Annotated in this window: 12 protein-coding genes; 6 read left to right on the forward strand and 6 right to left on the reverse strand. The window is 47.7% G+C overall.

Annotated features, from left to right (window positions below; all coding sequences use genetic code 11):
* Positions 1–30: 30 nt before the first annotated feature.
* Positions 31–1,050 (forward strand): outer membrane protein assembly factor BamC, encoded by a 1,020-nt coding sequence (gene bamC / locus C4S60_RS18745; protein ID WP_103881869.1) that lies wholly within the window; start codon positions 31–33, stop codon positions 1,048–1,050.
* A gap of 22 nt (positions 1,051–1,072) precedes the next feature.
* Here bamC and C4S60_RS18750 read toward each other — a convergent pair whose 3' ends face one another.
* From C4S60_RS18750 to C4S60_RS18765, 4 genes are read right to left on the reverse strand one after another with little or no spacing between them, the layout of a single operon-like run.
* Positions 1,073–1,279, reverse strand: a complete 207-nt coding sequence (locus C4S60_RS18750) for a DUF2897 family protein (RefSeq protein WP_103881870.1) — start codon at positions 1,277–1,279, stop codon at positions 1,073–1,075.
* A gap of 9 nt (positions 1,280–1,288) precedes the next feature.
* Positions 1,289–1,963, reverse strand: coding sequence for a M15 family metallopeptidase (locus tag C4S60_RS18755; RefSeq protein WP_103881871.1), 675 nt, complete (start codon positions 1,961–1,963; stop codon positions 1,289–1,291).
* A 2-nt stretch (positions 1,964–1,965) separates the two neighbouring features.
* Positions 1,966–3,102, reverse strand: a complete 1,137-nt coding sequence (gene dapE / locus C4S60_RS18760; RefSeq protein WP_103881872.1) for a succinyl-diaminopimelate desuccinylase — start codon at positions 3,100–3,102, stop codon at positions 1,966–1,968.
* A gap of 40 nt (positions 3,103–3,142) precedes the next feature.
* Complete coding sequence (locus tag C4S60_RS18765) at positions 3,143–3,490, reverse strand: ArsC family reductase (protein ID WP_103881873.1); 348 nt, start codon at positions 3,488–3,490, stop codon at positions 3,143–3,145.
* Positions 3,491–3,838: 348 nt separating this feature from the next.
* Here C4S60_RS18765 and C4S60_RS18770 point away from each other — a divergent pair, with 348 nt between their 5' ends.
* The gene (locus C4S60_RS18770) at positions 3,839–4,120 is read left to right on the forward strand and encodes a winged helix-turn-helix domain-containing protein (protein ID WP_103881874.1); all 282 of its coding nucleotides are present in this window, start codon (positions 3,839–3,841) and stop codon (positions 4,118–4,120) included.
* Positions 4,121–4,246: 126 nt separating this feature from the next.
* On the opposite strand, the gene C4S60_RS18775 is transcribed toward C4S60_RS18770, so the two are convergent.
* Together C4S60_RS18775 and C4S60_RS18780 are read right to left on the reverse strand one after the other, a co-directional pair.
* Positions 4,247–4,615: a DUF4156 domain-containing protein gene (locus C4S60_RS18775; RefSeq protein ID WP_103881875.1), complete on the reverse strand. Its 369-nt coding sequence runs from the start codon at positions 4,613–4,615 to the stop codon at positions 4,247–4,249.
* Entirely contained in the window at positions 4,599–4,934 is a 336-nt protein-coding gene (locus C4S60_RS18780) for a DUF2956 domain-containing protein (RefSeq protein WP_103881876.1), read from the reverse strand. The genes C4S60_RS18775 and C4S60_RS18780 overlap by 17 nt, the downstream gene beginning before the upstream one ends.
* A 112-nt stretch (positions 4,935–5,046) precedes the next feature.
* Between C4S60_RS18780 and C4S60_RS18785 the strand changes: the two genes are divergently transcribed.
* From C4S60_RS18785 to C4S60_RS18800, 4 genes are all read left to right on the forward strand, one after another.
* The gene (locus C4S60_RS18785) at positions 5,047–5,541 is read left to right on the forward strand and encodes a DUF2919 domain-containing protein (protein ID WP_103881877.1); all 495 of its coding nucleotides are present in this window, start codon (positions 5,047–5,049) and stop codon (positions 5,539–5,541) included.
* 35 nt (positions 5,542–5,576) lie between these two features.
* Positions 5,577–6,482 (forward strand): Dyp-type peroxidase, encoded by a 906-nt coding sequence (locus C4S60_RS18790; RefSeq protein WP_103881878.1) that lies wholly within the window; start codon positions 5,577–5,579, stop codon positions 6,480–6,482.
* 116 nt (positions 6,483–6,598) lie between these two features.
* On the forward strand, positions 6,599–7,735 hold the full coding sequence (locus C4S60_RS18795; protein WP_103881879.1) for a flagellin: 1,137 nt from the start codon (positions 6,599–6,601) through the stop codon (positions 7,733–7,735).
* 228 nt (positions 7,736–7,963) lie between these two features.
* The coding region (locus tag C4S60_RS18800; protein ID WP_103881880.1) for a flagellin at positions 7,964–8,941 on the forward strand (978 nt) is incomplete at its 3' end.

The raw sequence follows: 8,941 nt of genomic DNA on the forward strand, positions 1-8,941 counted from the left end.
GTGAGTACTCCTCTCATTAAGGGAGTATCAATGAAATTTTCTCGCCAGCTAGCGGTGTCGTCGTTAGCTGTTATCGTATTAGCCGCCTGTTCGAGTGACCCAAAAACTCGTCGTGAAGCCAAAGATGACTTCAATTATCTTGACGCCCCAGAGCTAAAGGCCTGGAAGTTGCCAGAAGATGCAACGCCGCAGTTTTATCCTAATTATGAGATCCCGACTGGTGACTTTAAAGGTGGCATCGGTCGAGAGGTTGATATTCGTCCGCCTCAACAAGTGCTTGAACTGATCCCTGGAGCTCGCGTTGAAAAGCAGGGCGCAGATGTCACACTTTGGTTACTGCAACAAGATGAGATGGACAAAGTCTGGTCGACAGTGAAGAAAATGTTGGCTGAAATTAACGTGAAGTCGCGCAAAGAGTCTGACGATTTTATTGAGACAGATTGGGTTCCCTGGATTTCTGAAGACGAAGATATCGAAATTGGTAGCCGTTATGAGATCACGCGCTTTGAAGCGAACAATCGATTCGGTTTTAAAATGAAGTTGATTGACTGGCGTGAAGGTTCAAGCGTCAAGCCCGTAACCCGCACTAACGAAGAGCGCTACAATACATTGATGACCAATCTGGTCACCGCGCGTTATGATCGAGACCTTCGCGAGGAAGCGGCGTTAAGAGCACAGGAGCTGGTTAAGTCGATTCCAATTAGCATGGGCACCGACCGTAGTGGTCTTCCTGTAATTATTGCGCGCACACCTTACAGTGTATTGTGGCAAGAAGTCCCACAATTGTTGCCGAAAATGGGCTTTACTATCGAGGAGCGCAATCAGTCTCAAGGAACAGCAAAAGCCAAATATGCAGCGCCGGACGATGCATTCTGGAATGATGTTGGCCTGAAACCAATTGATCTTGAGACAGGGGAGTACACCTTCCTGTTTGGTGATCTAGGAAACCGAACCTCAATCAATGTGACCGATAAAGATGGCAAACCCGTGGCAGAGAACTTACTTCGTTCACTTGAGCCGTTGATCTCAACGGTGATAAAGAAAGATTGATGCAGACATAGAAAAAGGACCGCTAAGGTCCTTTTTTTGTTTTGTCCTGGTCACCGTACTTCTTTTTATCCAGTTCATTGAGGCGATCAAGTTGTTGCTTACGAGATTGCACCTTAGGGTTCTGGTCAAATTTCATATTTGCCGTGTGCTTGAGAGCAGCAATATTGCCGATCACCACCGCGAGCACAATAATGATGATTACCCAAGGGCTAAATAGCCATTCAATCATGTTCCACCCTTAACGACAGATGTTAGTGACATATTGATTGTAGATGGTATCGAGCATAGAAAGAATGGCCTCTCGTCCCAAAATTTCAGATTGGTCGATTGCATTGTGCAATCGTTCTGGTGTCAGTTGACGTAAACACCGTTCAGCGGTTTGCTTATGGCTGATGTGCCAAGGTTCGAAAGCGACCCCTCCGAGATCTCGCTGGTAAGGAAAAAAGAATCCAAACTGCTCGGCATATTGTTGAAGCCAACGATAAAACGGAGCTTGGTGGCCATCTAAATATTCCCATGGTTCCAGAGCAAGTGATGTGCCTTCAGGTAATAGGTTTCCGGCATAGACATCGAAATCGGTGCCCCAATGGTGTCGACTGGCACCAGGCAATGCACTCCACCTTAAAATGGCGGTGACTTTTTCTGAATCAGAGAGCAAATGGCTATCGATGGGCTGGCTTTGACTATCCAGAATTGGTTTCGTGCCATCCATTTTGCTGTTCCAGATAGCCAGTTGTCTGTCAAAGCTACGGTAACCACTGGCAATGTGCATGGAGAAGCCTGCTGCTGAGGCTGCTGTGATTAGGTTCGCCAGGTCGTCATGCAGCGCCTGGTGGACCAGAAACCGTTTGTTGCCAACGGTAAGTTCTGTTAGCTCCTGAGTATCCATACCGACCAGACGCGTATCTTGCATGTTTACTTTCCTAGTAGGTTGACGAGTGTCTTTTCATACATATCGGTTAATTTTTCCAGATCGGCGATATTGACACACTCGTTGACTTTATGGATTGTCGCGTTAACCGGACCCAGCTCCACGACTTGGGTGCCCATACGAGCTATAAAGCGCCCATCTGAGGTACCACCGGTTGTCAGCAGTTCAGGTTTCTTATGGTTTACTTCTTCAACGGCATCAACAACTGCGTCGAGTAGCGCACCTTTATCAGTCAGAAACGGGTGTCCGCTCAGGGTCCATTTCAAATCGTAATCCAGTCCGTGCAGATCCAATGTTGAGTGCACTCGCTGTTTAATATCTTCGTCGGTCAGTTCGGTGCTGAAACGGAAATTGAACTGTACGTTAAAGTCGCCGGGAATCACATTGCTTGCACCGGTCCCTGCATGCAGATTTGGGATCTGAAAACTGGTAGGAGGGAAGTAATCATTGCCTTCATCCCACTTTGTCGCCGCTAATTCAGCGAGCGCAGGTAGCGCCTGATGCACTGGGTTATTTGCCAAATGAGGATAAGCCACATGGCCCTGAATACCATTGACTCGTAAATCACCAGTAATGGAACCACGGCGACCATTTTTGACAACATCGCCTACCTTGAGGGTGCTTGAAGGCTCTCCGACGATACACATGTCAATAAGTTCATTACGCTCCATTAAGGTATCTACTACCCGAGTGGTTCCATTAATGAATGGTCCTTCTTCATCTGACGTGATCAGGAACGCGATAGAGCCGTTATGGTCGGGGTTTTGTTTGATGAATCGCTCAACGGCCACAATCATGCAGGCGAGAGAGCCTTTCATATCAGCGGCACCACGCCCGTGCAAATGGCCATCGATAATGGTCGGCTCAAACGGAGGAGTATGCCATTGCTCGATGGGTCCGGCAGGGACAACATCAGTGTGTCCTGCAAAGGCGAAGAGCGGAGCTTGAGTGCCTTTGCGCGCCCAGAAATTGGTGGTGTCTTCGAAAACCATGACTTCTACTTCAAAGCCAAGCTTTTCCAGGCGATCAATCATCACCTTTTGGCAATCGGCGTCTTCCGGTGTAACTGATTGGCGACTGATCAAATCTTTTGCCAGTGCCAAAACGGGGCTGTCTGTCATCCTTGAGGATCCTTGTGTCTTAATTACTTGAGAGAGTTAATTAGCTAAAAATCTGTTGGTATTGCTCAGCTTTGAAACCTAGGTGTTGCTGACCATCCACGTCGAGAATGGGACGTTTTATCATGGCTGAATGTTCAACCAGTAACGCGATGGCATTCTCTTCATTGAGGCTGTCTTTTTGCTCCTGAGACAGTTGTCGATAGGTCGTGCCTCGTTTGTTGACGACTTGCTCCCAACCGAGCTGCTGGCAAAATTCGCGGACCAACTGTTCGGAAATACCGTTTTTGCGGTAGTCGTGGAAGGTGTATTCAATATCGTTGGCTTCTAACCATTTCTTCGCTTTCTTGATCGTATCGCAATTTGGAATTCCAAACATAGTGATCGACATAGTGGCTTCCTTTACTTATTGACTTTAATGCCTTGGAACCGCTCGTGTAGAGAGGGGCGATGACAACATAATTATGCTGTCGCAGACGTATTTTTATGTTTTCCAGCATCCTATCAAGAACTCGCCCGTTAAACAAAAAACTTGTGATAGGTCACGCTTGGCATTGCCGCGAGAAGAGGGGGATATTTCATTAACTCCCCCAAATAGACGATAAAAGAGAGCGATATTGATGAAATTTTACAAAATCAGAAATCTTGAAATGTAGACGATCAGCGAGAACTTGATCAAGCGCAACACGACAGAGCAGAAATTCAATATATTGGAGAAGCACATAAATAGGAGGTGTCAATGGAACTGAGTCCTGTTTTTGCACGTCGTCTCTATCTCGCGTTGCTCGTTGAGAGTATCGAGAGACCGAATGTGCCAAAACTAATAGAGAAAACGGGGTGGCCTCGCCGAACAATTCAAGATGTGATCAAAGCGCTACCCGGTATCGGCATTGAGCTCATGTTTGTTCAAGATGGGCGCAGACACAATGATGGTTATTACCAGTTATCAGACTGGGGGCCGTTTGACAGTCAGTGGGTGATGGAGCGACAAGGCGACATCGAGTCCACTCTAGGTGTTTAGTAATCAACTGTTAATGGCTTTCTTAAGATCAACAATGTGCATTTGAATGAAAAATAAAGCCAGTGTAATTGCTTTCGGGGCGGCTGTTTCCGAAGTGGATACCCTGGCTTTATTTTTGCCTGAAACTTACGAGTTGACCGGAATAGATGTCTGGCACTGGTATGCACTGCCTATCAGGGTGACGGATGTTTGAAAGTCCAGCGGTGACAGTAGTAACACCGTATCGGCACCAAGCCGAGCCGCATTGTTCTTGATATCGTTAATTGCCCCCTGAGCCAGCGTGTCGTTGCTATAGAATATGGAGGAGTACCAGCGTCCCTCTGAGCCTGTTACTTCACCTCTCCATTGACACGAGGAAACATCGACATGAGAATCTCGACGCAGTTCTACTTGCTGTGCCAGAACAGAACTAATGTGATGTGAGGGCGTACTGCATCCGGTGACAGCAAGGATTAATGGGATGCAAGCGATTCCACGCTTAAAGAAACGTGACATAAGCAATAAAACCTATCCAACTGATACCGAGCAGCAGCCAGGGCAACATAGAGCGGTTTGATGTCGCTTCGGTTGCCACAGTTTCAGGCTGCGAGACCTGCTGAACCAGCTGCTTGTCTCTGCGTTGTTTTTTCTGTGCTTTATCTGCCTGGCGTTTTTTCTCTTTCTGTTGCTTCTTGTATTGTGCAATACCCTTTTCAATGCCCTGAGCAATTAACTTAGTTTGCTCTTTGGTCTGACCGGGTTTTTGGGTCGCTTTGGCAATGCGCATGGCTTCTTGTTGTGTCTCCACAGAAGGCTGGCTTTTGTTGGTTTTCATGGTGGTCCTAGCTGGAAATTTCCCACACTTTACCACAACCCGAAGGCGAAGCTTGAATCATAACCAAGCCAACACCATATAGTTTGATATAGATTACAAATTGAGGCGCGTGATGCGATACGGGATAGAACAATACGACCAGCATGGCTTTCTTAAGGCACCAATTTGGCTATGGCTAGGCTGTGCCTTTCTAATCCGTGCCTGGGTCGTGTTCGTCGTTGCAGGGGCCAGTCGTCAGGAAGGCAGTCAAATCCTACAATATGTCTACCCAAACCATACGATGCTGTATCTCGGACTCATGATGGGGTTACCGGTTGTTTTAGGGATGTGGTTATTGGGATTAAGAACCAGTGAATCCCACAGAATCAATTACTTGGTTAGCTTTTTTCGGGGAACGTCGTTGATTGTGGTGGGGTTGCAGTTACTGCACACGGTGTATCTGATTCGGTTAGAGCACTGGCAGTTCTCTTGGGCCAATGCGATAACCCTGGTGCTGTTGGTCTGGTTCGCGATATATTTGGTCAATAGTCGATATGTCAAAGATTGCTTATCTGCTCCCAAAAGAATTGTGCCTGAAAATGACCCAAGTCAAACCACAAAACCCTAGTTAAAAATACACTGTTCAAAAACAAAGGAACGATCATGTCATTACCACAAAGTGCTATTACGCCTGAGGCGCAACCATTTGCGTTGTATACGCAACTCAAAGTGAATCAAAACCCTCAGCAAGTACTTACTGCTTTGCAGGCCTTACCACAATTGGTAGCCGAGTTGAATGAGTCCCAACCCGGCGCAGAGCTGACGCTGTCAGTCGCTTTCTCTCATGGCTTTTGGTCTACTCTGAATCAGCCGCTGCCTACAGAGCTTAAGCCATTCATCCCGCTTGGAGAGGGTGAAGCGTATGCTCCTGCAACGGAAGTGGATGTCTTGGTACACTGTCACTCCAAGCGTCATGATCTGCATTTCTATCTGCTGCGCAAATTGATGTCAGAGATTTCCCATGATGTGACGGTCGTTGATGAAACACACGGTTTCCGCTTTATGGATTCCCGGGACATGACTGACTTTGTGGATGGCACCGAAAACCCGAAAGGTGACCAGCGTTGTGACGTGGCTCTGGTGGCTGATGGTGATTTTGTCGGCGGTAGTTATGTCATGGTACAGCGCTTTGAACACAACCTTCCTGCGTGGAATCGCCTTAGTGTAGCGGCTCAAGAAAAAGTGGTGGGTCGCACCAAGCCTGATTCTATTGAGCTTGACGATGTTCCGGCAGCGTCGCATGTGGGCCGAGTCGACATCAAGGAAGAAGGTAAAGGACTGAAAATTGTGCGCCATAGTTTGCCTTACGGAACGGTCAGTGGTGCGCATGGCTTACTGTTTATCGCCTACTGTCATACCGTACACAACTTCGATGCTATGCTAGAAAGTATGTATGGCGTTACTGATGGCAAAACTGACCAGTTATTGCGCTTCACAAAAGCCGTTACTGGCGCCTACTTCTTTGCTCCATCGCAAGAGATGTTTGCCAGCCTGGCGGTTGTGTCTTAGTACATCTTTGGACTCTGGGGCTACAGGCCCCAGAGACTTCCCTTCGACGATTTTCTCTTAAGTTCTTTCATCATTGGTCGATATCTGATCTAACCCTTTCATCAATCAGTATGAGTATGTCGATCTCGGTCAATACCAATGTCAGTGCAATGGTGGCGCAGAATCAGCTCCACAAAGCGACCTCCGCGTTGAATCAGTCTTTAGAGAGGCTGGCTTCTGGTCATCGCATTAACAGTGCGAAGGACGATGCTGCCGGGCTGCAAATCTCTAATCGTCTAGAGTCGCAAATCAGAGGGTTGGGTGTGGCTCAGCGTAATGCCAATGATGGCATTTCGATTATGCAAACCGCAGAAGGCGCAATGAACGAGACTACGCTGATATTGCAGCGCATGCGTGACCTCTCTCTGCAGTCGGCAAATGGTTCGAACTCTGCCCATGACAGGCTTGCATTACAGGAAGAGTTTTCTGCTCTCAATGATGAACTCAATCGTATCGCTGAAACCACATCTTTTGGTGGCAAACGACTGCTGAATGGCCGTTTTGGTGCTGCGACCTTTCAAATTGGTGCTGGGGCGGGCGAAGCGATTCAGGTTGAACTGAAGAACATGCGTTCTGATCAGTTTGAAATGGGGGGAGTCCATTACCAGTCTCAAAATGCTGCATCGGATAGTTGGACAATCACCAACAGCGACCGAATACTTACCTATCAGTATCTGGATAAATCCGGTGAGCAGCGTTCGGAAACGATAAAGCTTAAGTTGGGCGATGACATCGAGCAAGTCGCTACTTTTATTAACGGTCAAACTGATACCATATCGGCCTCAGTTAACGAGCAGGGGCAGCTGCAGTTGTTTGCCGATTCTGAGACTGTAGCCAGTGAAATCAGTTACTCTGGTAGCTTTTCCAACGCACTTAACATCCAAACTCGCGGCGTGGTTACGGTAGATGATTTGTCCATAGAAAGTGTCGGCGGCGCGCAGTTGTCGGTAGCGGTGGTGGATAGGGCACTCAAGTATGTTGATAGCCACCGGGCTGAGTTGGGCGCTTATCAAAACCGTCTCGGTCACACCCTCCACAATCTCGCCAATATGGAAGAAAACCTGTCGTCATCCCAGAGTCGGATCAGAGATACCGACTATGCCAGAGAGACGACCGCGTTGGTGAAACAGCAAATTCTGCAGCAAGTCAGCACGACCATACTGGCTCAGGCAAAGCAGACACCGAATCTGGCGCTGACTTTGTTACAAAACTGAGCCCTAACGACGACATCTTGAGTAACTTTAGTTTTTTTTTGCAAAAACTACGGCTTTTATAAGTTTCATCACAAATCTGCTTGTCATCCCCACAAAAGTGAATTTTCTATCAAAATAATTCTCAAGTCTTTGAGTTTGAAGACGATAAAGAGAGTAACTTTGAGAGAACTACTTGGTTTTCCGAGACGTCGGAAACCGCTACACCGGAAAATCAATTGGAGAAATAACATGGCAGTGAATGTAAACACCAACGTATCGGCAATGACCGCTCAGCGTTACCTAAACAATGCAAACCAAGCGCAGGCGACATCAATGGAGCGTTTGTCTTCAGGTCATAAAATCAACAGTGCAAAAGACGACGCAGCGGGTCTACAGATCTCTAACCGTTTGAACGTGCAAAGCCGTGGTCTGGATGTGGCTGTGCGTAACGCGAACGATGGTATCTCTATCGCTCAAACGGCAGAAGGTGCGATGAACGAGACCACCAATATTCTGCAACGTATGCGTGATTTGTCACTACAATCTTCAAACGGTTCAAACTCAAAAGCAGAGCGTGTTGCCATTCAGGAAGAAGTAACGGCACTGAACGACGAACTGAACCGTATCGCAGAAACCACTTCGTTTGGTGGTAACCGTCTGCTTAACGGTACGTTCGGTACACAGTCGTTCCAAATTGGTGCGGACAGCGGTGAAGCGGTAATGCTTGGCTTGCGTGATATGCGCTCAGACAACACACAAATGGGCGGTGTCAGCTATCAGGCTGCGCAAGCGAAGGACAAAGACTGGGCGGTTGCAGGTGACGCGAATGAGCTGACCATCTCATTAACAGACAGCTTCGGTGATGAACAAAACATCGCTATTAGTGCCAAAGCGGGTGACGATATCGAGCAGCTAGCGACTTACATCAACGGTCAAACTGACCTGGTAAAAGCGTCAGTGAACGAAAACGGTCAGTTGCAGGTATTTGCCGGCAACAACAAAGTCGACAGTGAAGTGTCGTTCTCAGGTAGCCTTGCTGGTGAGCTGGGTATGCAAGAAGGCAAGGCAGTAACGGTAGACACGATTGACGTAACGACTGTTGGTGGCGCACAAGAGTCCGTCGCGATTCTGGACTCAGCCATGAAGTATGTAGACAGCCATCGTGCGGAGTTGGGTGCATTCCAGAACCGTTTCAATCACGCGATTAACAACCTCGATAACATCAAC

It is taken from the genome of Vibrio hangzhouensis (assembly GCF_900107935.1).
Lineage (GTDB): Bacteria > Pseudomonadota > Gammaproteobacteria > Enterobacterales > Vibrionaceae > Vibrio > Vibrio hangzhouensis.